Raw genomic sequence first — 26,088 nt, forward strand, 5'->3', positions numbered from 1 at the left:
TCCACCGCGCCCCCGTCCGCTGCCGTGACTGCGAACGTGCGCGCGTCTCACGTGTATGAAAGTGGGCAGCGGGCTTTTCCTTACGCGGTTTCCGCCAAGTCTTTGGTGACGATTTCGCAGACTGGTCCGTTCGGGGCAGCCGCGAGTGCGCTGAACAGGTCAGTTGACGCAGGGGACGCCGTTGGCCGTGATGGGTTTGTCCTCACCCGAGCCGGCGGGCGGGGCGGCGGGGGAGGACGCGGGCGCGTTGCCCGAGCCCGCCGGGGCGCCCGCTCCGTTGGCCGCATTGTCGGCGCTCGGGTGGTAGTCGGAGCCGAGGAAAACCATCACGTGGCCCGGGGACACGCTCTTGTCCTCTTGCACGGTCGCCTTGGTGCCGAGCGCGTCGGCGACCGCGTTGCCGGAGGCCTCGCCCCCGTTCGGCACCCAGATCACGGTGGACAAGCGCGACGACGCGTTGGCCGTCTCGCCCGCGGAGAAGCCCTTGCCGACGAGCTGCTTCGACACGCTCGCGGCCAAGCCGTCGCGGCCCGACGCGTTGCGGACGTCGACGGTGGTGCCCTTGTTCGCGTCGTCCGGCTCCGGCGCCTGCGCCTGCTGGCCGCTCTGCGGGGCGGCCAGGCCCTGCACGAAGTTCTTCACCTGGTGCGGGTCGACCTTGATCGCGACGCCGTCGTTCGGCGTCTGGTAGGCGACGTCCTCGGTCGGGATGGTGCGGAACTCGAGCTGGCCGCCGGTGAGGCCCTTCATCTGCTGGGCGAAGCTGAAGATGTCCCAGTTCTGGTTGAGGACCACGGACTTCTTGATGGCGTCGATCAGCGCGTTGAGCTTGCCCGGGTCGGCCAGCGTGCCTGCCGAGAGCACCTTGCGCGCCATGCCGGCCATGAACACCTGCTGGCGCACCACACGATCGAGGTCGCCGCGCGGCAGGCCGTGGCGCTGCCGGACGAACTCGAGCGCCTGCACACCGGAGATCGTGTGCACGCCCTTGGTGAAGTTCGCGCCCGAGTACTGGTCGTTCACGTTCTCGTTCAGGCACACGTCCACGCCGCCGATGGCCTGCGTGATGTCGCTGAAGCCGAGCAGGTTGATGGCCGCGTAGTTGTCGATCGTGGAGCCCGTGAGGTTCTCGACGGTGGAGATGAGCTCCTTCGCACCGGCCTGGTTGGCCTTGACGTCGAGCTCTTTCGGGTCCGCCACCCCCTGCGCCTGCAGCTGCTTGCGGGCGTCGAGCATCGCGCGGGCGTACGCGGAGTTGATCTTGTGCTGGCCGTAGCCGGGGATGCTGACGTACGAGTCGCGGGGGATCGAGATCGCGACGGCCTTGCTGCCGTCGTTCGGGATGTGCACGAAGATCAGCGTGTCGGTGTTCAGCTCGCCGTCGGACACGCCCGCGCGAAGCTGGGCCAGCAACTGCGGCGAGAGCGGGTTGCCTTGCGCGTCAGTGCGGCTGTCGAGGCCGACGAGCAGGATGTCACGCGCACCGTCGGCGGGCTTGTCGCCGCCCGAGTTCGGGCTGATCACGTCGGCGTAGTTCAGGCCGTTGACGAGGCCCTGCATCGCGGCCCACGCGTAGCCGGTGAGGCCCATGACCAGCAGCGACACGACGGTGACGGCGATCTTGGCGCCGCGGAAGGAGCGGTGGCGCACGGGCCGCCGCGGGGGCGGGCCGGACCGGCGTTGCGACGAGCGGGGCGGGCCGTGGTCGCGATCCCGCCGGTCGCGCCCGGGTGGCGGCACGCGGCCGGGGCTTCGCCTGCCCGGCGTGTCCTGCCAGGGGCGGGCGGGGCGTCGGCCGCCTTGCCCGTTCCGTGGCGGATAGTCCACGCGGTCCGCTCCTCACTCCTCGTCGTCCGTGTCCGGTACTCCCGGACCTGAAGACGCATGGTGCCTGGCCGGGGTTGCGGTGGGCCCGCACCTCCCCCTGGCCGTGTGGCCTGCACCACCATCGTCCGCCATCGCGGGCACTTTTGCCTGGTCGGCTCTTTGCGTGTCGCGCCCCGAGTTTCCTGTCAGGGCGTGGCGCCCGCCGGACGTCGGCCCGGGACCAGGCACGACGCGGCGGCGAGCAGGGCGAACGCGGCGGTCGCCGTGTGAAGCACCACCGTCGTCGCACCGCCCGGCTGGCCGTCGCCGGCGGCCATGAGCGCCGGAGCGCAGGCGAGCGCGCACACGAGCCACGTGCCGGCCGACAGCGCGGCGCCGGTGCGGACGGTGTGCAGCAGCAGCACGCCGAGCAGCAGGTGCACGAGGCTCTGGACCGGGTCGAGGTGCAGGCCCAGGAAGTCGGCGTCCGCGGCGACGTTGCCGAAGCGGGCCAGAGCGAGCCCGAACACGCCGAGCGTCGCGTAGCCGATGCCGAGCGCGGCGGCGGCCCGCGTCAGCAGCACCGGGCGCCAGCCGGTCACCGCCCGCGGCCGGGGCGGAAGTGGGACGGGGCCGTCCTCGTGGCCCTTTCGTTCCCCTCCGCCGTGTCGCTCGAACCACCAGAACACCAGGCCCGCGGGCACCAGCAAGAGCGCGATCGCGACGGCCGCGCGTGGCTGCACGAGCCAGGCCAGCCCGGCGGCGATCGGGCCCGGCAGGTAGACGACCGCGACGAGCAGCAGCATTGCCGCCAGGAACGCCAGGTACAGGCTCATCGGCGCGCGCAGCACGACGCGCGTCACACCGCTGACCCGCGGTCGCGCCGCGACGCGCAGCAGCCGGGCGCCCAGCAGCCCGGCGACACCGAGCTGGCTGATCCCCAGCAGCAGGACCTCCCACGGCGGCGCCGACAGCGCGGCCGGCGCGCCCGGGCTGCCGAGCAGGATCGGCGACGCACCCAGCGCGAAGGTCGCGACGAGGAGCGCGCCGACACCGGCCACCGCGGCGCCGGCGAGCACGGGCCGGGGGAGCCGGAGACCGTCGGCGTGGGCGAACGCGACCTGCTGGGCCAGCAGCGCGAACGCCAGCGTCGCGCCGTACCCCGGCAGCGGTGAACCCGACCACGCCGCTGCCGCCTCGCCGCCGGCGACGAGCGCGCCGAGCCCGGCCACGGACCACAGCCGGATCCGGCGGTAGAGCGCGAGCAGCACGGGCGCGCCGACGATCGTCAGCAGGTACACGCCGAGCAGCCACAGCGGGTGCAGCGCGATGCGCATGACCGTGGCGTTCGTGCCTGCCGGAATGCCGAGCAGCTCCAGCGCGAGGGGCACGACCAGCGCGACGACGGCGAAGATCAGCGCGGGCCGCAGCAGCGGGCTCGCGCGTTCGGCCAGGTAGTGGCGGTAGCCGCGGTCGCGTTCGGCCTGCCAGCCGGTCGCGTTCGCGTGCCCGCCGGCGAAGAACAGCACGGCAGTGAGCTGGGTGACCCATGTCACCGGCCACCACGCGGACTCGGGCGCGCCCGCCCAGTCGGCCAGCGCGGTCGCCGATTCGCCGACCATCAGCAGCACCGCGCCGCCGACGCCGAGGATCGCCCACCGCGCGGGCGGGCCGGTCGGGATCCGGACGGGCCGGGGCGTGGTGTGCCGGGCGGTGTGCCAGCCGCGCAGCCGGAAGACCAGCAGGCAGCCGATCACCAGCACGCCGGCGACCATGGGCCCGATCGGGTCGGCGACCGGCGGACCCCACCGCTGGTGCCACGAGTTCACGACCAGGCCGGCGGAGTACAGCGTCGCGACGAGCTGGCAGGTGCGCGGTGAGTCCATCGGGTTCACCACGCACGCGTGGTGCATGTCGTGCGACAGCTGGGCGTCGAGTGCGGCCCGCACGCTCTGGTCGAGCGGGTGGCCCTTCTTGTCCGCGTAGCGCAGCAGGTCGTAGCCCAGGTCGTGGGCCTTGCACGGCACGGCGTAGTCCCACTTGGTGTTGTCGTCACCCCACGGGGCGGAGCACCCGCCGTCTAAGTGGACGGCGCGGACGGTCCCGTCGCGCGCGGGCAGCGCGCCCGGGCGCACGCCGCTGACGGCGGTGAAGTCCTTCGGGAGCAGGGCGAGCGCCGTCGGCTGCGGGCCGGGGTGGGCCAGCGCCTCGATCGCGTTCTGCGCCGCCAGCACGTCGCCGGTCGGCGGGCCCTGGTCCGGCGGCGACGCCGGACGCGACGCGATGAGCCCGAAGGCGAACACCACGAAGAGCACCAGCAGGAGCCAGCCCGATGTCGACCAGGGACGGCGGAGGCGGACGGCGGCCGGTCGGTCGTCGATGGCTGACATGCGCTCCAGGGTGCCAGTTGTTCACGAGAGGCGGCACGGGGACGCCCCCTGGACGTGGTGGGGGTATCCCCACGGCCGTTCGGGCGAATGTCGGTAAACGCATTTCAGGTGGTGATGAATTGACGGCGCCCCATTCCGCCGGTTCGGTCACGGAGAGCGAAAGCGGAACAATTCTCCGGCTCGTTATCCGGGGTTTCGCGAGGCGAACGCGATTAATCGGAATTGGGTCCGTCGGTAATTCGCGCGGGTGATTCGCGAAAGCTCAGGCCGGGCGCGGCGGTGGATCCGCGTCGGCGAACCGCACCTGGTTCCGGCCGCCTTCCTTCGCGGCATACACAGCGACGTCGGCCGCGTGGAGCAACTGTTCCACCGTCGTTCCGTTCGGGCCGAGCAGCGCCACTCCGATCGACGTCGTCCGCCCGGTGATACGGGCGCGCCCGCCGCGCTTGTCGGTGGTCACGATCTGCTGGTCGGCGATGGCGGTGCGGATTCGTTCGGCCGTCACCTTGGCCGCCGTTTGGTCCACATCGGGCAGCAGGATCAGGAATTCCTCGCCGCCGAAGCGGCCGATGACGTCCCTGGGCCGCGTGATGTCGTCGAGGGTCTGAGCCACCGTCCGCAGCACGTCGTCACCCGCCGGGTGGCCGTAGGTGTCGTTGATCCACTTGAAGTGGTCGAGGTCGATCATCAGCAGCGCCAGCATTTCGTTGCCGCGCGCGGCCCGCGCCAGGGCGCGTTCGGCCGATTCGGACCACCCGCGCACGTTGAAGATGCCGGTCTTCGGGTCCGTCCGGGCCTCCGACTGCAGCTGGTTGATCTCGGCGAGGCGGTTGCCGAGCACGGTGATGAGCACCAGGATGATGATCGCCGGCGGGATGTTCACCAGCAGGATCGTGGCGATCGTGCCCAGCCCGATCGTCGAGAGCTCCAGCAGGTTGTCGTCCTTCGTGCCCAGCACGTTGCTCAGCGTCGGCGCGGACGTGCCGCCGAGTGCGAGCAGGCTGCCGATGACGATCGCCTGCAGCGCCGCGTAGACGAAGCCGACGAGCATCAGGATGCCGAAGACCTTCAGCGAGTTCCCGGGCGTGAGGTGCTGGATGTCGGCCGAGGCGAAGGTCTGGTACAGCTCGTGCGCGACCAGGGCGGCCACGGCGTGCGTGAACGAGGTGAACACGAACTTGTGCGGCGGCCGCCGCGAGTTGAACCAGCGCTGCACGCGGACGATGAAGATCAGCAGCAGTGTCAGGTGGATCGGCAGGAGCAGCGCACCCGGGAACACCCAGATGCCCGACAGGTCGATGTGGACGGCCGTCACGCGGTTGCGCCGTCGCTCCTCCTGCCGCCGGGTCAGCTGGATGTGCACTGTGGCGCACACGGCGAGGATGCCGAACCGGGCCCAGTCGACCAGCGTCGTGGCGCCGGTGGTGACGATCGCGAACGTCAGCACGCCGACGGCGAGCGCTTCCCAGGAAAGCAGGAAAACGATCATCGGGCGCGGCTTGGTCCACAGATCCCACGACCTGATCGGATTGCGGGAAATCAACTCGCGAAGCCGTTTGCCAACGCCCTGCGACCGTTCGGTCGCCGCTGGTGAACCACCGGAAGAATCTTGTGAACTCGAGGGGTGATCATGGTTCGATGTGGGTACCCAGCGTTTGGAGTCCGTCGGTTCACCGTGCGCGTGTCCGTTCTCGGGCATCGGGCTCGGCCTCCTCCGGTCTCTCGGGCAGATCGCTTGTAGTGGTATCCGCTGTGGTGCTGTTATCGCTTACCGGTATCATCGCACTCACCGACTTCCCGGCGGTGTGCAGTCCACGAGCGCAGAATTCGTGGTCCGTCCAACCGTGCGCCTCTCACCAGGAGGTGCCTTCCCCCGATGGCTGGTGAACCCTGTGAATGCGAATTGCAGTGCGGGTCTCTCCGCCGCGGCCTCCAGGAGGTGTTTTCCCGATGCGCGACCGCGAAGCCTGAATCGTTCCTGTCCCTTTGCCGCGAAATTGTCAACGTGCGTGACCTGATGAGGGGGTGGCCGACGATGCGTGACCGCGAGGCGTGATTCCGGTGACCGGGAACCCCGAGCCGGTGGCCCGATGTTTCGTCCAGTGATTCGTGACGGTGGGATTCGTGACGGTGAGAGCAGAGGAGGTCGGCTATGCGTGACCGCGAGGCGTGACAAGACTGCGATCCGAGTACCGGATCGGCCCGGCCGTTGTACGAGCCGGCCATGACTCAGATCCCGGTGTCGGCGGCGACCGCGTGCCGCACCCGGGTCCACGAGAACGCGGTGGGGATGGCGAGCGCGACGCCGAGCAGACCGGCGAGCGCGATGGCGGTGATCGCGGACCCGGTCACCTGCGCGACCACCCCGCCGAGCGCGACCCCGACTCCCTGCGCGACGCGCAGGCCGGTGCGGTAGAGCCCGCCGGCGCCGCCGCGCAGTTCGTTCGGCACCCAGGTGGCGAACGTGGCGGTGACCGTGATGATGTACGCGCCCATCGCACCCGCGAGTGCGAGGAGCACGAGCGCGAGGGCCAGGTTCGGCTGGAGCAGGAACAGCGCCAGCAGGGCCAGCGATGTCGTCGCGAGCACTCCGAGCAGGCGGAGCCTGACCGGGGCGGATGCGAACTTCGAAAGCAGGTAGGCGCCGGCCACGAACCCCAGTGGGTCGGCCGCCAAGAGCCAGCCGACGGCGGCGGACGACGAGCCGAGTTGCTCCGCCAGCGGTGCCGCGAGCCCTTCGGGGACGACGGCGAGCCCCACCAGCCACGACAGCGCGATCAGCACGCGCAGCCGGCGCTGTCCGAACACGTACCGCGTGGCCCCGAACCACGTCGACTGCTCGCCGCCCGCGGCCGGGCGGTCGTGCACCCACACGCGCACGATCACGGCCGCGACCGCGAAGCTCACGGCGTCGATCGCGAGTGCCCAGGACGTGCCGACGAGGCTCACCAGCAGCCCGCCGCCGGCGAGGCCGAGCAGCATCACGGTGTTGGTGGTGATGCCGCGCAGGTCCTGGCTGCGCAGGTAGAACTCGTCGTCGGCGAACACCTCCCGCGTGATGGCGTTCTGCGCCGCATTGGCCGGCGACGCGGCCAGCTGCACGACCACCAGCAGGCAGCAGAGCACCACGAGCGGCATCCCCGGCACGCTCATGAGCCCCACCAGCACCGCCTGTACCGAGAAGCTCGCGCTCAGCACCGTGCGGCGCCGGTAGCGGTCGGCCAGGAAGGCGAGGCCGAGCCCGCCGGCGAGCGCCGGCAGGAACGTAAGGGCGTAGACGACGGCGGCCCAGAGCGCTGAGCCGGTGCGGTTGTAGACGAGAATGGCGAGCGCCACCTTCGCCAGCTGGTCGCCCGCGCTCGAGATGGCCTCGGCCGCCCACAGAACTCGGTACTCGACGTTCCGTAGCGGTGCCGTCAGCCGTGGCGTGGCGTGGGTCGTCACCGGGTGACCACTTCCCCCTCCCCGATCGGGTGAACGTGTCGTGTCGCATTCTGCCTGGGCTGTGACGGCGGCCCAGAGGGAGTCACAGCTCCTCAGCAGTGGGACGACAATCAGTATGCCGCTGATTACGCGGAGGCGAACAAAAGTTCCGGGTGTTCTCTTCAACTGCGCCGATCGGGCTACGCCGGAAGGAGCGCTCCTCTGCTCGGTTCTGACCTGTCCGGGGGTACCGGGGAACTGATCGTGCCCCACTCGTTCGGCGCAGCCCGGCCACCGTTCGTCGCCACCTCACTGCCTGCCGCGCCGAACGGTCGAAGACTGGAAGGGAGCCCGGCGGTGCGGCCCCTCGTCCCGCCGGCGCGCGCAGTGGGGAGGCAGGACATGGACAGGCTCATGCAGGACAAGGCCGTGGTGGTGACGGGCGCCGGCCGGGGGCTCGGCGAGGCGTTCGCCGTGCACGTGGCCCAGGCGGGCGGTGCCGTGGTGGTCAACGACGTCGACGCCGCGCTCGCCGAACGCACCGCCGCGACCATCCGTGAGGACGGCGGCCGCGCCGTCGCCAGCGGGCACACCGTGGCGGACCCGGCGCAGGCGCAGGCGATCGTGGACCTGTGCGTGGCCGAGTTCGGCCGCATCGACGGCCTCGTCAACAACGCCGGCCTGAACTACGAGGCCCTGCCGTGGGAGGACGACGTCGACCAGGCCAGGGAGCTGGTCGGGGTCAACGTCCTGGGCGTCATGTACACCGGGCTGGCCGCCATCAAGGCCATGGTCGGCGCCGGGACGCACGGCTCGATCGTGAACATCTCGTCCGGCGCGTCACTGGGCCAGCGCAAGCTCGGCGTGTACGCGGCGTCGAAGGGCGCGGTGGCGTCGCTGACGTACTCGTGGGCACTGGACCTGGAGGAGCCCGGGATCCGCGTCAACGCCGTGTGCCCGGTGGCGCACACGCGGATGGTGTGGAAGTCGGAACGGGCGCTGCGGGCTTGTCCCCCGGAGCGCACGCCGTCGCGGATCGCGCCGGTGGTGCTGTTCCTGCTCGGCGACGGGGCGGCCGGGATCACCGGGCAGATGATCCGGTGCAACGGGCCGGAGCTGCACGTGATGGGGCAGCCGTTCCTCGAGCAGCCGATCTTGGAGCGGCCGGTGTGGGACACGGACACGGTGAAGAACGCGTTCGACGAGGTGTTCTCGGCGCATCTGGAGAACTACGGGCTGGAGAAGAGGGTGCCGCCGAAGTTGCGGAAGTGGACGGATAGTTCACGGATTGCTTGAGGGGGAGTGCGGCCCGCGCCGCGGAGGTGTGCTCGGGCGGCTCGTTGCGCTGGCGCGCAACGTTGCGACCGGGGTGGTTGCGAGGGGCACCCCGATCGTTGATGGGTCGTCACGGTCTGGACCACGTGTCAAGGCGGGAAAGCGTACCTTGACACTGGTCCAGACCGCGGAGAAGGCGGGTCGAGGTGCTGGGCGGGGACTGGGTGTGCTGGTGGGTTTTGTAGATCGGTGCGGCCAGGTTCGGTGCGCTGGTGGGGTTTGTAGACGTGCGGCCAGGCTCGATGGGTGGTGCGTGGCGTAGCTGAGTTTCGGTGGGGTTAGGTGCCGTGATGGGCGAACGCTGCGATCGTTGCGGTGTGCGCGGGTCGGGCGAACTGGTCGATCAAGGCGGCGTGCCGGCGTAGTGCGCTCGTGCGTCGAGCTTGACCGGTGCGGTCTGGGAGGGGCGAGTCGCCTGCTTCTCGCGGGCGTGTGCTGCCGCGGTGTGACTCCGGCTTGGCGCGCTGTGCGTCGGGTTGCGGGCCTGCGGGCTGATTCGGCGGAGCCGCTGGAGGAGTAGGTTGCGAGGGCCGCCGGCTGATCAGGGCGGTGTGCCACCGCACCGGTGATGGTGCGCGCCGGTGCGCACCATCACCGTCGGTGTGGCTCAGGAGGCCGGGCTCGTGGCGGCGTAGAGCTCCGTGATCAGGTCCCCGTACCGCTCGTTGATGACTCGCCGCTTGAGTTTCAGGGTGGGGGTCAGTTCGCCGGTTTCCGGGGTCCACGCCTGGGTGATCAGGTGGTAGCGCTTGACCTGTTCGATCCTGGCCAGGCGGCTGTTCGCCGATTCCACGGCCCGTTCGATCTCGGCGCGGACCTGGTCGTGGGCGGCCAAGGCGTCGAGGTCCGGTGCTTCGATGCCGTTGGCCGCGGCCCAGCCGGGCGCGATTTCGTCGTCGAGGACGATCAGGGCGGTGACGTAGGGGCGGTCGTCGCCGATGGCGACGGCTTGGCCGATGAGGGGGTGTTCCTTGAGCAGGCCCTCGATGCCCGTGGGGGCGATGTTCTTGCCGCTGGAGGTGATGATGAGTTCCTTCTTGCGGTCGGTGATCCGCACGAAGCCGTCTTCGTCGATGGTGCCGATGTCGCCGGTGGCGTACCAGCCGTCGGCGTCCGTGGCGTCGGCGATGGAGCCGTCTTCCTGCAGGTAGCCGAGGAAGACGATGGGGCCGCGGACCAGCAGCTCGCCGTCGTCGGCGAGCTTGACCTCGACACCGTCCAGTGGTTTGCCCACGGTGCCCGCGCGGAACGCACCGGCGCTGTTCGACGTCGCTGCCCCCGTGGTCTCCGACAGACCCCAGACCTCCTGGATCTCCACGCCCAGCCCGGCGATGAAGTACAGGACCTCGACCGGCAGCGCCGCCGCGCCGCTGGAGGCGACGAGCACCTGGTCCAGACCCAGCAGCGCGCGCACCGGCGCGAGCACGGTCTCGTCGGTCTTCGCGATCCGCTCGGCCAGCTCCGCCGGCACCTCCTTGCCGTCGGAGCGCAGCTTGTAACCCTCCTGCAGCAGGGCGTTGGCCTGCAGCAGCGCCTCGCGCCGCTCCTCGGGCACGCCGCCGAGCATGTTCTTCATGCCGGCCACCATCTTCTCCCACACGCGGGGCACGCCGAAGAAGCTCTCCGGGTGCACCTGCCCGAGCGCGGCGACGACGCCGGACGCGTCGGCGACCGTGTGCACGTGGCCCGCCCACAGCAGCGGCAGGTAGATCGACAGCTCGCGCTCGGCGATGTGCGCGAGCGGCAGGTAGGCGATGTTCTTGGCGTGCATGGGTGCGTCGTGCAGCTGCTGCACCGCGAGTCCTTCGTGGACGGCGTTGCGGTGCGACAGCACAACACCCTTGGGGTCGCCGGTGGTGCCGGACGTGTAGATCATCGAGAGCGGGTCGTCGGGCCCGATCGCCTGCCACGCCTCCTCGAACGCCGCCGGGTCCTCGGCCAGTGCCGCGCGGCCGGCTTCGCGCACGTCGGCGAACGACACGAACCGCTCGTCACCGGCCGGGATCGCGTCGGCGTCCATCACGATGACGTTGCGCAGCGCCGGGAGGTCGTCGAGCACCGGGAGCCAGCGCTCGAGTTCGCCCGCGCCGCCGAGCACGACGACGGGCGCGGCGCTGTGCCGCGCGACGTAGCGGATCTGCTCGGGGCTCAGCGTCGCGTAGGCGGTGCACGGGATCGCGGCCACGTGCACGGCGGCGAGGTCGGCGATCAGGTGGTCTGGACTACTGGCCGCCATGATCAGCATGCGGTCCCGCTTGCCGAGGCCGAGACCCGCCAGGCCACGGGAGAACTCGGCGATCGCGGTGCGGAACTCGCTCCAGCTCAGCGTCGGGTGACCCTCGAGGTCGAGCGACGTGACGGCCGGGTGCTCGCCGTACTCGGTGGCGTTCCGGTGCAGCAAGCGGGGGATCGTCAGACCCTCGGCTTGTGCGGCGACGGACTGCGGCGTGGTCAACGGTGGACCCTCCTCCGGTTGCGGATGACCGACCACTGTAGAGGCTCCCGGCCGGCGTGGATAGAGAATCGCGGCCAGACCCGTTGCCTGTGGGTACCGGGCCGCGACCCGGGCAAAACGGTCACTTCCTCACCGGCCGGGCGAAGATTGATCCTGCTTGAATGGAAGCTCCCGCACGAAGGAGAGCCGATGACCGCTCGAGACCTGCTCGACGCGATCCAGGGCGAGCTCGCGCCGCGCGACGACGACAACCGGCTCGTGCCGCTCATCGCCGCCGGCCGCGCGCCGCGGGCCGTGTTCGCCGCGATCGCGGCCGAGGAGCGGTGGATCGTGCGCAGTGACTGGCGCAGTTTCCACGCGCTCGCCGCCCGCGCCGACGAGCCGGGTGCGCGCGAGTTCTTCGGCGGTCTCGCCCCGGGCGAACTGCTCGCGCTGGACAAACTCGACGCCTTGGCCGCCGCGGCGGGCGAAGACCCGGGCACCGAACTGCCGCGCGCCGGTTGCCAGGCGTACCCGGCGTACTTCGCGTGGCTCGCGCTCAACGGCGAAGCGGCCGAAGTCGCCGTCGCGATCTTCGCGAACTTCGCCGCGTGGGGCCGTTACTGCGCCGCGGTCGCCGCCGCGATGCGCGAGCACTACGGCTTCGCCGGAGACGCGTGCGCGTTCTTCGACTTCTTCGCCGCCGACGTCCCGGAGATCGAGGAACGAGCGCTCGCCACGATCCAGGCCGGCCTCGACGCCGGCCGGTTCGACGCGGACCGCGCTCGGACGTACGCTCGCCTGTTCCAGAGCTACGAGCTGTTGTTCTGGAACACCCTGGCCGACGAGTTCTCCGCATGACGCTCTTCGCCGAAGCCGCCGCCCTCGACGCGGCCGACCCGTTGGCTGCCAAGCGCGCGGAGTTCGACCTCGATCCGGCCGTCGCGTACTTCGACGGCAATTCGCTCGGCGCGCCGCCGCGGCACGTGGCCGGCCGGGTCGCGACCGTCGTGCGCGAGCAGTGGGGCGGGCGGCTGATCCGGTCCTGGACCGACGCCTGGTGGGATGCGCCGGAACGCGTCGGCGAACGCATCGCGCCGCTCGTCGGCGCCGCGCCCGGACAGGTCGTGGTCGCCGACTCGACGAGCGTCGACCTGTTCAAGGTGCTGGTCGCCGCGGTACGCGCCAACGCGGCACGGAGCGAGATCCTGCTGGACGCGGCGACGTTCCCCACCGACGGGTACCTGACCGACCAGGTCGCGCGGTTGACCGGGCACGCCGTCCGACGCGTGCCGGTCGCAGAGCTGCCCGCCGCGTGCGGTGAGCAGACCGCCGTGGTGCTCGCGAACCACGTCGACTACGTGACGGGCCGGCTCCACGACATGAGCGCGGTCACCCGGGCCGCGCACTCGGCCGGCGCGGCGGTGGTCTGGGACCTGTGCCACAGCGTCGGCGCGATCGAGGTGCGGCTCGACGAGCACGACGTCGACTACGCCGTGGGGTGCACGTACAAGTTCCTGAACGGCGGGCCCGGCTCGCCCGCGTTCGTCTACGTCGCGCGGCGGCACCAGGAGTGGTTCGACCAACCGCTCGCCGGGTGGGCCGGGCACGCCGACCCGTTCGCGATGGAGGCCGGCTACCGCGCCGGCGCGGGGATTTCGCGGGCGCGCGCCGGGACACCGGACGTGCTGTCGCTGCTCGCGCTCGACGCCGCGCTGGACGTGTGGGCCGACGTGGACCTCGCCTTGCTGCGCACGAAAGGCCTGGCACTGGGCGATTTCTTCCTGCGCTGCCTCGACGAGCTGCTGCCGGGCGCCGACGTCCCGACACCGCGCGACCACGCACGGAGCCACCAGATTTCGGTGCGCGTACCCGACGCGCGGCGGATCATGGCGGCGCTGCACGACCGCGGCGTGCTGGGCGACTTCCGGCCGCCGGACGTGCTGCGGTTCGGGCTCGCCCCGCTGTACACGTCGTACGCCGAAGTGCTGCGCGCCGCCACCACGCTCGCCGCGCTGACCTGACGGGGAATCGAGGGACGAACGGATTACGCGGAAATCGCGGTTTTCACCTCGGATCACGCCCGGCATCGCCCCTTCGGGTGAGCGAGCGGGACAGTTCCCCACGGTTCCCGGTTATGATCGGTGCCTGTATTTCCGCTGGTGGGCGCACCGCTGCCCGGCGATCCGTACTCGCACTGCGCTTGTCCGGCAGTGCTTGCGAGCACACGGAAACCGCGCGCGGTCGAGGGGTGAAGGGGAACGGGATGACCGGCGCACGGGTTCGCGGGATCTCGCTTTCGCACCTCGGCACGTTGCTGATCGGCGTGGTCATCGGAATTGTCCTCGCGAAATTCGGTGACGTGTTCGTGCGGTTCCCGGTCGAGTCGGCGCTCGTGGCCGTGCTCGTGTGCTCGGTGGTGGTGCTCGGCTGGGCGTGCCGCGAGATGCTGGGCGACCTCGTCCGCCGGGGACGGCGCGGCGGGCGCTCGCGCGGCCGCACCGAAGCGAACCTCGACTGGGCCGAGCCGCCGCGTCTCGTGCTGCACCGCACGAGCGACCCGCGACCGAACGGCGTTCGGCGCTGAAAAGTGGTAATCGAACGCGCTCGGGCAGTGATTCCGCGACTTGTGTAGTCCAATTCACGCCATTTCGTCTTCGCGACCGTTCGCGGCGCCGCGTAGGGTCATCGGCACGGAACGTCCGGCGCGTCCGTGATGGACCTCACCGAACAGTTTCGGTGTTCCTCACGCGCTGTTCACGCCGCTGGTAGCGCGGAGCAGGTCGCGGCGGCACCGCCGTCCGGCCGATTCCTCGTGCGACCAAGCTCACCCTGGTCGTGGCGGATTTTCCAAAGCCTAGCTTGAAGTTGTGAGACGCTCACCGGAACGCGATGCCGATTCACATCCGGACTTGACGTGCCGATCCGGCCTGCATACCGTCGTCGCGGGCGATGGACCACGGTGAGTTGATCCGGCTGGTCGGAACCGGGTGAGAAAACCCCGGCGACCCGAATACTTGGTACTGCCGGAAGGAAAACGGACCACGGTGAAGCAGAATTCTGTTCGACGCAACCGCGGGTCGTCGATCCGGTCCCGCGTGCTCGCGATCGCGTTGATTCCGAGTCTCGCTCTCCTGCTCGTCGGGGTCGCACTGGCCGGCTACCTGATCACCGACGCGGTCAAGGCGCGCGACTACGCGCGGAAGATCCGCAGTGCGGAAGGTCCGGGCATCCCGTTCATCGTCGCCGCGGAGCAGGAGCGGCAGCTGTCGATGAGCGTGCTCGCCGGACAGGGCGAAGCGCGTCAGGCGCTGCAGGCCGCCCGACCGAAGACCGATGCGGCCGCCGCGCAGATCAGCGCGGTGCTGCAAGGCACCTTCGCCGACGACGACACCGTGCCCGCGAGTGTGAAGCAGAACATCGCGACGTTCGCCGGGCTGTACGCGAAGATGCCGCAGATGCGCCAGCAGGTGGACGCCGGGCAGCTGCCGCTGCTGCAGACATTCACCTTCTACAACCAGATCATCGACCAGTTCACCCAGGGCGTGGCCGGGCTCGCGCAGGCCGCGCGCGGCGCCGAAAACGCGTTCGCCCGGCTGTCGGCGATCCCGATCTTCAACGCCGCCGAGGAGATGCAGCGCAGCGACGCCCTCGCCTCGGCCGGGCTCGCGTCCGGCGGCCTCGCCGGCGACGAACAGCGCGCGTACCGCGGGCAGATCGGTGCGTACCACGCGCAGCTCGAACAGTCCGTGCCGCAGATGCTCCCGCAGGTCCGCGCGGCCTACGACAAGCTCGTGGCGGGTCCGGACTGGCGCACCGTCACGCAGGTCGAGAACGCGTTCCTCGCGGGTGACAAGCAGCTGCCCGTGCCGCAGCAGCAGTGGCGCGACTCCGCGCACCAGGTCGCCACGACCCTGATGACGATGTTCGTGACGCAGAGCGCGAACGCCACCAACGCGGCCATCTCCGACGCGGACAACACGCTGCGGGACTCGATCATCGCCGGTGCCGCGGCCGTGCTCCTCGCGATCATCGTCGTGTTCATCGCACTGCGGCTTTCGCGCCGGTTCATCGCGCGGCTCGCGCGGCTGCGCGAGGACACGCTGGACGCGGCGGAAGTCCGGCTGCCCGAGCTCGTGGAGCGCGTGCGGGCGGGCGAACCCGTCGACCTCGAGGAGGGCGGGCACCTCCTCGACCACGGTACCGACGAGATCGGTGAGGTCGCGGAGGCGTTCAACAAGGCCCAGCAGGCGGCCCTCGCCGCGGCCGTCGAAGAGGCGAAGACCAGGGAGGGCACCAAAACGGTGTTCCTCAACATCGCCCACCGCAGCCAGGTCATCGTGCACCGCCAGCTCAAGGTGCTCGACGCGGCCGAGCGCAAGCAGGAGGACCCGGACCAGCTGGACACGCTGTTCCAGCTCGACCATCTCTCCACGCGCGCTCGCCGCAACGCCGAGAACCTGATCATCCTCGGCGGCGGCCAGCCCGGCCGGCAGTGGCGCAACCCCGTGGCTCTCACCGAGCTGGTGCGCGGCGCGGCGGCCGAGACGGAGGACTTCGCACGGGTGAAGACGGCGACTCTGCCGTCGGTCGCCGTGCGCGGCCCGGTGGTCGGCGACCTCGTGCACCTGCTCGCGGAGCTGATCGACAACGCGACGTCGTTCTCGCCGCCGGAGTCGCGCGTGGAGCTGCGCGGCAACGTCGTGGGCAAGGGCGTGGTGATCGAGGTCGAGGACCAGGGCCTCGGGCTCGAGAAGGAGCAGGCCGACGAGTTCAACGCGATGCTCGCCGACCCGCCCGACTTCGGCATCATGGCGCTGTCCGACGAGCCGCGCCTGGGCCTGTTCGTGGTCGCGCGGCTCGCGTCGCGCCACGGCATCTCAGTGCACTTGCGCGAATCGGCCTACGGCGGGACGCGAGCGATCGTGCTGGTGCGCAAGGACTTGCTCGCGCCGGTCAGCGAAGTCGCGCCGGAGAGCACCGACGACGTGGCGGCTACGCCCGTGCCCGCGCAGGCCACCGCAGACCCGGTGCGCCTGAGCCGGGTGGGCCGGCGGGCAGCGCGCCTGCGGCCCGAACCGGCGCCGGTCCCGGCTGCCGCACCCGTCGCGGCCGCCCCGCCCGAGCCGCCGCCCGCACCGCCGCGAGCCGCGCGCGCGCCGCGGCAGCAGCAGCCGGCGTGGCCCGCGCATGAGCCACGGCCCGCGCCGGAGAACGGCCGGCCGCAGCAGCCCTACCGGCCCGAAGCGCCGGGACGGCCGCCGCTCCCGCAGCGGCGCCGCCAGCAGAACCTCGTGCCGCAGCTGCGCGAGGACCGCCCGGCGCGGGAGCAGGAAGACGTGCGGGACGACTCGCCCGAGCTCGCCCGCAATCGCCTCACCGCGTTTCAGCAGGGCACCCGGCGCGCCCGGGAGACGGACGCCGACTACGACAACAGGTACGGAGATCACGACTGATGGCCAACAACGGCGTCAACGAGCTCGACTGGTTGCTCGACGACCTCGTGAAGCGGGTCGCCGGTGCCGAGCGGGCAGTGGTGCTCTCGTCGGACGGGCTGCTCATCGGCCGGACGAGCAATCTGTCCGAAGAGGACGGTGAGCACCTGTCGGCGGTCGCCTCGGCGTTCCAGAGCCTCGCGCGGGGCACGGGACGCCACTTCGGCGGCGGCAACGTGCGGCAGACAATGGTGGAGATGGACCACGCGTTCCTCTTCGTGACGGCTGCCGGCCGCGGTGCGTGCCTCGCACTGCTGGCGAGCGCCGACTCGGACATGGGGCTCGTGGCCTACGAGATGAATCTGATGGTCAAGCGGGTCGGCGCGGTCCTCACCGCGGCGCCGCGGGCCGGAGTGGTCCAGCGGACTTCGCCATGAGCGGGCGGCACGAGTCCTGGTTCGACGACGAGGCCGGCCCCCTGGTCCGGTCGTACGCGGTCACGGGCGGGCGCACGCGGTCCGACACGCTCGGGCTGGACCTGATCACGCTCGTGGTCGCGATGCGCACGGCGCGCGAGGTGGCCTCGCTCGAGCCCGAATACGCGCAGATCCTGAGTCTGTGCCAGAAGCCGACGTCGGTCGCCGAGGTGGCCGCGCGCGTGGACCTGCCCCTGCCCGTGGTGAAGGTGCTGCTGAGTGATCTGATCGAGCACAACCTCGTGCTGTTCCGCACGGCGGCGCCTCCGACCGAAGCTCCCAACAAACACGTACTCCAGGCGGTTCTCGATGGCATCCGGAAGCTCTGACCCCCGGCGCTCACTGACCGCGACCGCGGTCAAGGTGCTGATCGCCGGCGGGTTCGGGGTCGGCAAGACCACAATGGTCGGCTCGGTCAGCGAGGTCCCGCCGCTGCGCACCGAAGAAGTGATCACGACCGCGTCGGAGGGGATCGACGACCTCGCGGGCGTGGAGCAGAAGACCACCACGACCGTGGCGCTGGACTTCGGCCGCATCACGATCAACCCCGAGCTGATCCTGTACCTGTTCGGCACGCCCGGGCAGGACCGGTTCTGGTTCATGTGGGACGAGCTGGCGGAGGGCGCGCTGGGCGCCGTGGTGCTGGCCGACACGCGGCGGCTCGAATCCTGCTTCGCCGCGGTGGACTTCTTCGAGCGGCGCGGCCTGCCGTTCATCGTCGGGGTGAACTGCTTCGACGGCGCGTACCGCTACGGCACGGAAGAGGTCCGGGCCGCTTTGGATCTCGACCCGGACGTTCCCCTGTTGCTGTGTGACGCCCGCGAGCGGGAGTCGACCAAGCAGGTGCTGACGATCCTCATGGAGCACGTGATGAAGCACAACGACCTGGCGGCCGCGGGCTACTGACCCGCCTTGACCGAAGAGCGCTTGCTGCGGCCCAGCGCGAACGCGCCCGGCCCGGTGACGGCGATCGCCAGGAAGATCCACGAGTACAGCGCGGCCGGTTCGCCCATGTTCTGCATCGGCAGCAGGCCCATCGGCGCGTGGACGGTGAAGTAGGCGTAGGCCATCACGCCCGACAGCACGATCGCGGCCGGTCGCGTCGCCACGCCCAGCAGGATCAGCACGGCACCGACGACTTCGATCGCGCTGGCCCAGAAGCCGGGGAAACTGCCGAACGGCACGGCTCCTCCGTGGCCGTCGATGCCGCCGAAGAAGCCGAAGCCGGCCAGGCCGTGGCACAGGAACAGGACCGACGTGACGACCCGGAACAGGGCCAGCACGATGGGGCCGACGCGGTCGGTGAGCTTGCTGGTGCTGGTGGTGGCGGTGGTCTGGGTGCGCGTGATGGTGGTCATCTCGAAGTTCCTCTCTCGGGTGCTTTCACCAACGCGTCGATCGGGCTCGACGCGGATCGACACCGCCGCGGAACTTTTTCCGAAGGCTTTTGGGAGACTGTCCCGATGGCTGCCAAACACAGCGCCGGCCTGCTGCTCTTTCGCCGGCGCGCCGAGGTCGAGGTGCTGCTCGCGCACATGGGCGGGCCGTTCTGGGCGAAGAAGGACGAGGCCGCCTGGTCGTTGCCGAAGGGTGAGGTGGAGGACGGTGAGGACCCCGCCGCGGCGGCTCGGCGGGAGTTCGCCGAGGAGCTCGGCCTGCCCGCTCCCGAGGGCGAGTGGCACGCGTTGGGCGACGTCCGCCAGTCCGGGAAAGTCGTGACGGCGTGGGCGGTGGAGGCGGACCTCGACCCGGCCACGATCGTGCCGGGGACCTTCGAGCTGGAGTGGCCGCCGCGGTCCGGGAAGAAGCAGGAGTTCCCGGAGGTGGACCGCGTCGGGTGGTTCGGGCCGGCCGCCGCCGCCGAAAAGCTGGTGAAGGGCCAACGGGCATTCCTGGCGCGGCTCGCTGGCGTGGTCTAGGCCAACAGCTCCAGGACCTCGGCAAGCGGCTTGGCCGTGAACGACGGGAGCACCAGGTCGGCGTGGCCGAAGTCGAGGCTCGCCGTGATCGGGTTCGGCACGGCGACGGTCGGGATGTTCGCCGCTTTCGCCGCGCGGACGCCATGGGGTGAGTCTTCGAACGCGATGGCCTCGGCCGCCGTGACGCCGAGGGTGGCCAGCGCGGCGAGGTAGGTGTCGGGGCACGGTTTGGCGGCGTGGACGTCGCCGGTCTCGACGGAGGTGAAGCGGGTGGCGAGGCCGAGGCGGTCGAGCTGGCCGTGGACCCACCCACCGCTGGAGCTGGACGCCACGCCGAGCGTGAGCCCTCGTGCGGCGGCTTCGTCGAGGTAGCCGAGGACGCCTTCGCGGGGCCCCTCGGCTTCGAGCAGTTCACGGACGCGGGCGCGCATGCCCGGCCGCAGCCGTTCCGGGTCGATGCCCGCGACGTGCTCGGCCAGCAGCTTGAACATCGTCGCGGCGGTGTTCTGCGTGCCGATCACGGTATGCCACACGTCGATCGGGAGCTCCACGCCGTGGTCGCGGAACATCTCCCGCCACGACTGCAGCACGGCGGCTTCGGTGTCGGCCAGCGTTCCGTCGAAGTCGAAGATCAGCGCTCGCGTGGCCACGGGTGCCAGCTTGCCGGAGAGAGTGGGCCGGTGTCAGCGCGGTGTGAAGAACTCCGCAAGCACCGGGGCGAGAACCCCGGCCTTCACGAGGTGCGTCTGGCCGGGCAAGGTGCGGTAGGTGGCGCCGGGCAGATTCTTCGCCAGCGCTTCGCAGCCCGCGCGCATCCACTTCGGGCTCTTGCCGCCGTCGACGACGAGCGACGGGGCGGTGAGGCCGGACCAGCGGCCTTCGGGCAGCGGGCGGCCGGCCTGGTGGCCGTCCATGATTGCGGTGTCGTACGGGAGCGTGTGGGCGACGCGCTTGAGCTTCGGCCACGCGGGCATGAGGCCCATCATCGCGACCATCGGCGCGGGAAGGCCGACGCCGACCCGCATGAAGAGCCGGACGGCTTCGCCGGGCTTGCCGTTCTTCAGGGCGTTGTCGAGGGTCGCGGCGTACTCGGGACCGAGCGGTTTGCGCGAACCGTCGACGACGAACGGCGGCTCGTAGACGGCGACGCGGTTCACCGGGATGCCGCGGTGGGCGGCTTCCAGCGCGAGCGCGGCGCCCGACGAGATGCCGAAGAGCCCCGCTTCGCCACCGGCTTCCTTCACGATGGCGGCGACGTCCTCCACTTCGCGCTCGACGTCGTAGGGCTGGGTGTCACCGCTTTCGCCGCGGCCACGCCGGTCGTAGGTGTAGACGGTGAAGCGGTCCGCGAGTTCGTTCGCGATCGCGTCGTTGGGGGTCGAGCCGCGGTAGCACATGGCGCCGTCGACTAGGACGAGCGCGGGGCCGGAGCCGGCGCGGGTGTAGCCGAGGACCGTGCCGTCGGCGGAAACGGTGGTGGGCATGGAGTTCCTCCTCAGTGGTGAAGTCAGTGGGTGGCGGTGCCGGTGTTACTGGTGACGGCGAGCCAGGTGAAGGCCAGCACGACGGCGGCCCAGAAGCCGAGCACGACCGCGGGGCTGGTGGAACCGGAGGCGACGCCGAGAAAACCGGTGAGGAAAACGACTCCGGTGGCGCGGGAGTACCGGCGGAAGCGCTTGCTGCCCTGGACGGCGAAGCAGGCGCCCGTGAAGGCCAGGAAGCCGATTCCGGCGGTGACGAGGTGCAGCACTCCGTGCCAGGAGACGCCGACCGGGTCGGCGGCGAAGATCCCGGCGGCGATGAGACCGGCGCCGAACGCGGTGATGAGGATGGCTGGTCTGCGGCCTTGCGTTCTTCGGAGGCCGGCCGCGGCGGCGATGGTGAGCAGGCCGGTGACCACGAAGTTGGTGATCTGGATCCAGCCGAGCGGGCCGAGGGCCAGGTAGCTCACGTCGTCGTGGAGCGGGTCGAAGCCTTCTCGGGTGAGTGCCTGGGCCAGGGCCGTGGCGACGTAGACCGGGCCGGCGGCGAGGCCGCAGGCCCGGAGGGTGCGGGTCGGGACGGCCGTGGTGGCCGGTGCGGTCGTGGTCATCGTGGTCCCCCTCGTCGGTCAGGGAGAACGGTCGCACCGAACTCTACGGTTGTCAAGACAAAAAAAGTCTTCGGTGGCGTATGAGGGTGGCTTGGGGTGGTTCGGCGCCGGTCAGGCGGGGCGGCGGAGGGTGATGAGGGTGATCTCGTTGGGCGCGAAGACGCGGAACGGCGGGCCCCAGAAGCCGGAGCCGCGGCTGTTGTAGAGCTGGGTCGAGCCGTGGGTGGTCAAGCCGGAGAGGGTGGGCTGGTCGAGGCGCACGAGCAGGTGGAAGGGCCAGATCTGGCCGCCGTGCGTGTGCCCGGAGATCTGCAGGTCGACGTCGGCTTCGCGGGCCTGGGTGATCTGCTTGGGCTGGTGGGCGAGCAGCACGACGGGCACGCCGGGATCTCTGCCGGCGAGGGCGGCGGGCAGGTCGGGGCCGTGGCCGGGCAGGCCGGACGCGGCGCCGGTGGGGTCGTCGATGCCGGCGAAGAGCACGCGGTCGCCGCCGCGTTCGACGAGGGTGCTGCGGTTGTGGAGCGTGTCCCAGCCGAGGCTCGCCATGTGGTCGAGCCAGGCCTGGGCTTCGCCGAAGTACTCGTGGTTGCCGGTGATGTAGAAGCGGCCGAGCGCGGCCTGGACACCACCGAGCGGATCGACCTGCTTGCGGCGCTTGGCGACGGACCCGTCGGCGAGGTCGCCGGCGTGGCAGGCGACGTCGGCCTGGAGCCGGTTGAGCTCGCTGACCAGCTTCTCGGACCACTTGGTGCGGTCGAGCGGGCCGTAGTGCGTGTCGGTGATGACGGCGATTCGGAGGCCGTCGGCGCCCTGGCCCAGTTTGGGGATGACGACGTCGACCTCCTTGACCGGCGGGACGCGCATGGCGACGCGGTGGCCGGTGACGAGCAGCGCCACGGCTACGACGAGCGTCACGGCGGCCACGATGCGCGGGCGGGTGGGGTCGTCGACGCCGGCGAGGAGGAGGGTCAGCCGCAGGACGTGGCCCAGCACGCTCCAGGTGAACAGGACCCAGGCGGTGCCGAGTAGCACGTCACCGGTCCTGGCGGCCGCGTCGTTCTGCTTCGGTCCGTGGCCGTGGAACATCAGGAAGGGGAAAGCGAGCATCGCGGCCGCGAACAGGACGGTGCCGGTGATCGTGGCCGCCGCGGGCCAGTCCGGCAGCAGCACGAACACCGACCACGGCTCCCCGAACAGCAGGAGCAGGGCCGCGAACAGCGCGGCAGCCCGACGAATCCGACGCACCACGGTTGCCGTCCCTTCAATCTGGTCTACCCAGAGTAGCCGGATTCCGGGGTTAACGGCCCGATGGGCTGTTAGGAGTGGTTCACCTGGTCCAGCGACTGCGCAATCGATCAGTTGTTCGATACGGTTGCCGACATGAGGCGATCGGTCAGGGTGTGCAGCATCGGGAACCTGGATGTGACGAGGGAGGTGTCACGGTGCGTCGCGCTGTCGGGTGAGGAGATCGCGGCGTTCCGCGCGGTGGGAGACGCGTTGTCGGGCGCATGGGACGCGTTGATCAGGGGCGAGGTGGACCTCGAGACGGCGGTGGACCGGGCGGTGCTGGCGGGCGAGCTGCCCGTGGAACACGCCCGGTTGGCGGTGTCGGTGATGGCGCCGGGGCGGAAGGAGTGGAGCTGGGTGACGTGAGGGGGTGATCCATTGTGGACGTACGTTGTGGAGGGTGGGTGGTCGGCGGGTGGATGGGCTGAGTTGGGCAAGGGCCTGGTGATGGCGGGTGAGCGGAGCGTACGGTGTCCGGGCGCCGGCGACGCTGGTGGGCTTCAGGGGGCTGCTCGCGGTGAGGCTGTAGCAGGCGTGGTGCCGTAGGTGGTTGGGCCGGTTGAAGGTGGTGCAGGCGGAGCTTCCGGGGGGCTCGGCTAACCGGAGCGGCCAAGAGGAAAGCGCGGGAGTTCGTCATCGTGGGAGAGAACCCGCGTGGGTGTCGACGATGCGGCCGAGCCCGAGGGCAGCCCGCGTCGGCGGTGCTTGCTCACGGCCGGACACGGGGAGTGAGTGAGGCTCTCACGGTCCGCGGCCGGTACGGCGGGCGCTCAGCGGCGGGCTCTATTGTGGACAAATCACCCGCGAGTGGCGCGCCACTGCTCGACGGTTTCGTCGACGTCGAGGGGCCAGGCGCGCAGGGGCGGGCCTTGTTGGGGGCGGCGGTGGGCTTCGCGGATGCGGGCGTTGAGGTCCTCGACGATCTCGCGCACGCGCTTCTCACCGCGCACGGTGGCGAGCTTCTTCGGCAGGTCCTGGATCTCGCGGGGCAGCGCGAGCGACGGGGGCAGGAAGGAGCTCACGTCCACGTCGCCCTCCCGGGCGCGGCGCAGGGCCCAGTCGGTCGCGGCGTCGCGCCCGGTCGGCGGCGGGAGGGGTTTGCCGGCTCCAGGCAGGTCGTCGAAGTCGCCGCGCTCCTGGGCGGCCGTGATCTGCCGGTCAACCCACGACCCGAACGACATCCCGCGCGGCTTGCGCTCGGCCACCTCGATCACCCCCGATCCCTGCCCAGGTTAGCCGCGCGTCCGGGTCCTCGGACGGGTCGAAGGTCCCGAGCCACCCGGTACCATCCCCGACGACCGATCAGCGCCGGAGCTGGGAGAGTGGCTGCGACCGATGGCCGTTGACGACGAAACCGGCGCTGGTCCGGATCCCGCCGAAGCCGAGGTGGCCCGGGCCGGTGGTGCGACCGGGGGCCGGGGCGTGTGCACCGAAGCGGAGCGCATCGATCGCACGCTCGCGCTCCTCTGGCGAGACCGGGACCGCGACACCACCCCGCCCGAACCCACTCGCGGCCGGCGACCCACGCTGACCATCGGGCAGATCGTCCGGGCGGCCATCGGGGTCGCGGACGCGGACGGGCTCGTGGCGACGTCGATGCACCGCGTCGCCAAGGAGCTCGGGGCCGGGACGATGACGCTGTACACCTACGTGCCCGGCAAGACCGAGCTCGTGGACCTCATGGTCGACGACGTCCTCTTCGAGCGCGGGTTGCCCGGGCCGGGCGCGCCGCGCTCCGGCGACTGGCGCGCGCAGGTCGAGCTGTACTCCGACCGCACTCGGGAAGCGCACCGCCGCCACCCGTGGCTGCGGGAGATGTCGCGCGTTCGCCCGGCGCTCGGGCCGGGACAGCTTTCGGGCCAGGAGTACGTGCTGTCCACCGTGGACGGTCTCGGCCTGCCTCCGCGCGAGACGGTGGCCGCCGCCAACAGCATCACCAGCTACGTCGACGCCAACGCCACGCTCGAAGCCGAGAGCATCCACCTGGAACGCAGCACCGGCCAGTCCACCGACGCGTGGTGGAACCAGCGCTCGGCCTTCTGGACCAAGTACTTCGACATCACCGCCCACCCGGGCATGAACGCCACCTGGCTGGCCGGCGGCTTCGCCACGACCGCCGGCGAACAAGCGGCTGCCGCCTACGAGTTCGGCCTCGCCCGCCTGCTAGACGGCATCGCGCAGCAGGTGGCTCGCGCCGCCGGCTGAACGGCGCCGCGGTCGCACTTGGCCTTCACCGCGCGTTCTGCGGCGTGGTGACCGCGCCCTGATGGCGACGAGGTGGACGCGCTGCGGTCGGTGCGGTGCTCCCATTCGTGGACCGGCGTTCGCCCCATGCCGTCGAACGAGTGGCGGCCGCCGACGAGTTCGGCCTTGCGCGCCTGCTAGACGGCATCGCGCAGCAGGTGGCTCGCGCCGCCGGCTGAACCGCGCCGCGGTCGAATTTGGCTCTCGCCGCACGTTCTGCCGTGTGGTCAACGTGCACCTGACGGCGATCAGGGGCGGCGTGCTGCGGTCGGTGCGGTGCGTCCAGGCGTGGACGGGCGTTGCCCCGAGCCGTCGAACGAGTGATGGTCGCTTACGATTTGCCTCGCCCGCGTCCTCGACGGCATCGCGCAGCAGGCGGCTCGCGCTGCCGGGTGAGCGGGGCCGCGGTCGCGTTTGGCTCCCACCCGCGCGTTTTGCCGTGTGGTGACCGCGCGCCTGACGGCGATGAGCGGAGACGCGGTGCGTCCAGTATGTGGACGGTCGTTCGCCCTGAGCTGTCGAATGAGTGGCGGTCGCTTACGATTTTGGCCTCGCTCGCCTCCTCGACGGCATCGCGCTGCGCGGCTCGCGCTGCCGGGTGAGCGGGGCCGCGGTCGCGTTTCGGCTCTCACCGCACGTGATGCCGTGTGGTGACCGCGTACCTGACGGCGATGAGGCACGCGCTGTGGTCGGTGCGGTGCGTCCAGTGCGTGACAGGCGTTCGCTCCGTGCCGTCGAACGAAGGCGGCCGCCTACGAGCTCGGCCTCGCCCACCTCCTCCGACGGCACGCGCACCACGCGGCTCGCGCCGCCGGCTGCACGATGCCGCGGCCGCACTTGGCCTTCACCGCGCGTTCTGCGGCGTGGTCACCGCGTGCCTGATGGCGATGAGCGGAGACGCTGCGGCCGGTGCGGTGCATCCAGCGCGTGGACGGGCGTTCGACCGAGCCGTCGAAGGAAGGGCGGTCGGTGGGCGGCGCGGTCACTCGCGGGAGGACTGCGCGCGGCTCGCGTGCCCATCGTGGACCACCGCGCTTTCTGCCACGTGGCCGCCGCACGGCGTTCGGCGCACCGGGGCGCGGGTGCGGCCGAACGCCGGTACGCGGCGGCCAGTTCGGGGGCGTGGGGAACGCCGATCGAACTGGCCGCCCTGCCTGGCTGGGTCGGGTGCTTCGCGGGCTGGACGTGTGTCGTCCCACGGGCCGGCGCCGAGCGGCCAAGCGCGGGACCCGGGGGTCGGTCCGATG

The 26,088-nt window shown here is 70.9% G+C and carries 23 protein-coding genes; 12 read left to right on the forward strand and 11 right to left on the reverse strand.

The annotated features are described in order from the left end of the window. Positions 1–159 precede the first annotated feature (159 nt). The 4 genes from I6J71_RS06135 to I6J71_RS06150 all read right to left on the reverse strand — a co-directional run bounded on the left by I6J71_RS06135 (position 160) and on the right by I6J71_RS06150 (position 7,640). Positions 160–1,590, reverse strand: a complete 1,431-nt coding sequence (locus tag I6J71_RS06135) for an LCP family protein (protein ID WP_204096899.1) — start codon at positions 1,588–1,590, stop codon at positions 160–162. A 422-nt stretch (positions 1,591–2,012) separates the two neighbouring features. Further along, positions 2,013–4,196 (reverse strand): phospholipase A2, encoded by a 2,184-nt coding sequence (locus I6J71_RS06140; protein ID WP_204093829.1) that lies wholly within the window; start codon positions 4,194–4,196, stop codon positions 2,013–2,015. A gap of 262 nt (positions 4,197–4,458) precedes the next feature. Continuing rightward, positions 4,459–5,685 carry a GGDEF domain-containing protein gene (locus I6J71_RS06145; protein WP_204093830.1) on the reverse strand — a complete coding sequence of 409 codons (1,227 nt, stop codon included), beginning with the start codon at positions 5,683–5,685 and terminating at the stop codon, positions 4,459–4,461. Between the two features lie 740 nt (positions 5,686–6,425). Beyond that, positions 6,426–7,640 carry an MFS transporter gene (locus I6J71_RS06150; protein WP_239154467.1) on the reverse strand — a complete coding sequence of 405 codons (1,215 nt, stop codon included), beginning with the start codon at positions 7,638–7,640 and terminating at the stop codon, positions 6,426–6,428. 381 nt (positions 7,641–8,021) lie between these two features. Here I6J71_RS06150 and I6J71_RS06155 point away from each other — a divergent pair, with 381 nt between their 5' ends. Then, on the forward strand, positions 8,022–8,915 hold the full coding sequence (locus I6J71_RS06155; protein WP_204093831.1) for an SDR family NAD(P)-dependent oxidoreductase: 894 nt from the start codon (positions 8,022–8,024) through the stop codon (positions 8,913–8,915). A gap of 646 nt (positions 8,916–9,561) precedes the next feature. On the opposite strand, the gene I6J71_RS06160 is transcribed toward I6J71_RS06155, so the two are convergent. Further along, positions 9,562–11,409 (reverse strand): long-chain fatty acid--CoA ligase, encoded by a 1,848-nt coding sequence (locus I6J71_RS06160; protein WP_204093832.1) that lies wholly within the window; start codon positions 11,407–11,409, stop codon positions 9,562–9,564. Between the two features lie 189 nt (positions 11,410–11,598). On the opposite strand from I6J71_RS06160, the gene I6J71_RS06165 reads away from it, so the two are divergent. From I6J71_RS06165 to I6J71_RS06195, 7 genes are all read left to right on the forward strand, one after another. Beyond that, the gene (locus tag I6J71_RS06165; RefSeq protein WP_204093833.1) at positions 11,599–12,249 is read left to right on the forward strand and encodes a transcriptional regulator; all 651 of its coding nucleotides are present in this window, start codon (positions 11,599–11,601) and stop codon (positions 12,247–12,249) included. Continuing rightward, positions 12,246–13,412, forward strand: coding sequence for a kynureninase (gene kynU / locus I6J71_RS06170; protein WP_204093834.1), 1,167 nt, complete (start codon positions 12,246–12,248; stop codon positions 13,410–13,412). The genes I6J71_RS06165 and kynU overlap by 4 nt, the downstream gene beginning before the upstream one ends. Before the next feature lie 242 nt (positions 13,413–13,654). Further along, positions 13,655–13,975, forward strand: coding sequence for a hypothetical protein (locus I6J71_RS06175; RefSeq protein WP_204093835.1), 321 nt, complete (start codon positions 13,655–13,657; stop codon positions 13,973–13,975). Between the two features lie 460 nt (positions 13,976–14,435). Next, positions 14,436–16,844 carry a nitrate- and nitrite sensing domain-containing protein gene (locus I6J71_RS06180; RefSeq protein ID WP_239154468.1) on the forward strand — a complete coding sequence of 803 codons (2,409 nt, stop codon included), beginning with the start codon at positions 14,436–14,438 and terminating at the stop codon, positions 16,842–16,844. Next, positions 16,844–17,260, forward strand: coding sequence for a roadblock/LC7 domain-containing protein (locus I6J71_RS06185; protein ID WP_204093836.1), 417 nt, complete (start codon positions 16,844–16,846; stop codon positions 17,258–17,260). Before I6J71_RS06180 ends, I6J71_RS06185 begins: the two co-directional genes overlap by 1 nt. After that, a complete protein-coding gene (locus I6J71_RS06190) occupies positions 17,257–17,628 on the forward strand; it encodes a DUF742 domain-containing protein (protein WP_204093837.1) in 372 nt (123 codons plus the stop codon). The genes I6J71_RS06185 and I6J71_RS06190 overlap by 4 nt, the downstream gene beginning before the upstream one ends. Beyond that, positions 17,609–18,205, forward strand: a complete 597-nt coding sequence (locus I6J71_RS06195; RefSeq protein WP_204093838.1) for an ATP/GTP-binding protein — start codon at positions 17,609–17,611, stop codon at positions 18,203–18,205. The genes I6J71_RS06190 and I6J71_RS06195 overlap by 20 nt, the downstream gene beginning before the upstream one ends. Here the strand turns inward: I6J71_RS06195 and I6J71_RS06200 are convergent. Continuing rightward, entirely contained in the window at positions 18,199–18,657 is a 459-nt protein-coding gene (locus tag I6J71_RS06200) for a DoxX family protein (RefSeq protein WP_204093839.1), read from the reverse strand. The genes I6J71_RS06195 and I6J71_RS06200 overlap by 7 nt on opposite strands. A 105-nt stretch (positions 18,658–18,762) precedes the next feature. Between I6J71_RS06200 and I6J71_RS06205 the strand changes: the two genes are divergently transcribed. Continuing rightward, on the forward strand, positions 18,763–19,218 hold the full coding sequence (locus I6J71_RS06205) for an NUDIX domain-containing protein (protein WP_204093840.1): 456 nt from the start codon (positions 18,763–18,765) through the stop codon (positions 19,216–19,218). On the opposite strand, the gene I6J71_RS06210 is transcribed toward I6J71_RS06205, so the two are convergent. From I6J71_RS06210 to I6J71_RS06225, 4 genes are all read right to left on the reverse strand, one after another. Continuing rightward, complete coding sequence (locus I6J71_RS06210; protein ID WP_204093841.1) at positions 19,215–19,868, reverse strand: HAD family phosphatase; 654 nt, start codon at positions 19,866–19,868, stop codon at positions 19,215–19,217. The two genes, I6J71_RS06205 and I6J71_RS06210, sit on opposite strands and share 4 nt — an antisense overlap. A gap of 33 nt (positions 19,869–19,901) precedes the next feature. Next, complete coding sequence (locus tag I6J71_RS06215) at positions 19,902–20,702, reverse strand: alpha/beta fold hydrolase (RefSeq protein WP_204093842.1); 801 nt, start codon at positions 20,700–20,702, stop codon at positions 19,902–19,904. A 23-nt stretch (positions 20,703–20,725) separates the two neighbouring features. Beyond that, positions 20,726–21,310: a DUF998 domain-containing protein gene (locus tag I6J71_RS06220; RefSeq protein WP_204093843.1), complete on the reverse strand. Its 585-nt coding sequence runs from the start codon at positions 21,308–21,310 to the stop codon at positions 20,726–20,728. A 111-nt stretch (positions 21,311–21,421) separates the two neighbouring features. Next, a complete protein-coding gene (locus tag I6J71_RS06225) occupies positions 21,422–22,558 on the reverse strand; it encodes a metallophosphoesterase (RefSeq protein ID WP_370542087.1) in 1,137 nt (378 codons plus the stop codon). Positions 22,559–22,690: 132 nt separating this feature from the next. Here I6J71_RS06225 and I6J71_RS06230 point away from each other — a divergent pair, with 132 nt between their 5' ends. After that, positions 22,691–22,963, forward strand: a complete 273-nt coding sequence (locus I6J71_RS06230; RefSeq protein ID WP_204093844.1) for a hypothetical protein — start codon at positions 22,691–22,693, stop codon at positions 22,961–22,963. A 431-nt stretch (positions 22,964–23,394) separates the two neighbouring features. Here the strand turns inward: I6J71_RS06230 and I6J71_RS06235 are convergent, their stop codons facing one another. Then, the gene (locus I6J71_RS06235) at positions 23,395–23,802 is read right to left on the reverse strand and encodes a DUF1992 domain-containing protein (protein ID WP_204096903.1); all 408 of its coding nucleotides are present in this window, start codon (positions 23,800–23,802) and stop codon (positions 23,395–23,397) included. Between the two features lie 130 nt (positions 23,803–23,932). Here I6J71_RS06235 and I6J71_RS06240 point away from each other — a divergent pair, with 130 nt between their 5' ends. Next, a complete protein-coding gene (locus tag I6J71_RS06240) occupies positions 23,933–24,802 on the forward strand; it encodes a TetR/AcrR family transcriptional regulator (RefSeq protein WP_204093845.1) in 870 nt (289 codons plus the stop codon). A 95-nt stretch (positions 24,803–24,897) separates the two neighbouring features. After that, positions 24,898–25,020, forward strand: a complete 123-nt coding sequence (locus I6J71_RS49670; RefSeq protein WP_255570780.1) for a hypothetical protein — start codon at positions 24,898–24,900, stop codon at positions 25,018–25,020. Positions 25,021–26,088: the final 1,068 nt, after the last annotated feature.

The sequence above is a fragment of the Amycolatopsis sp. FDAARGOS 1241 genome (assembly GCF_016889705.1).
Lineage (GTDB): Bacteria > Actinomycetota > Actinomycetes > Mycobacteriales > Pseudonocardiaceae > Amycolatopsis.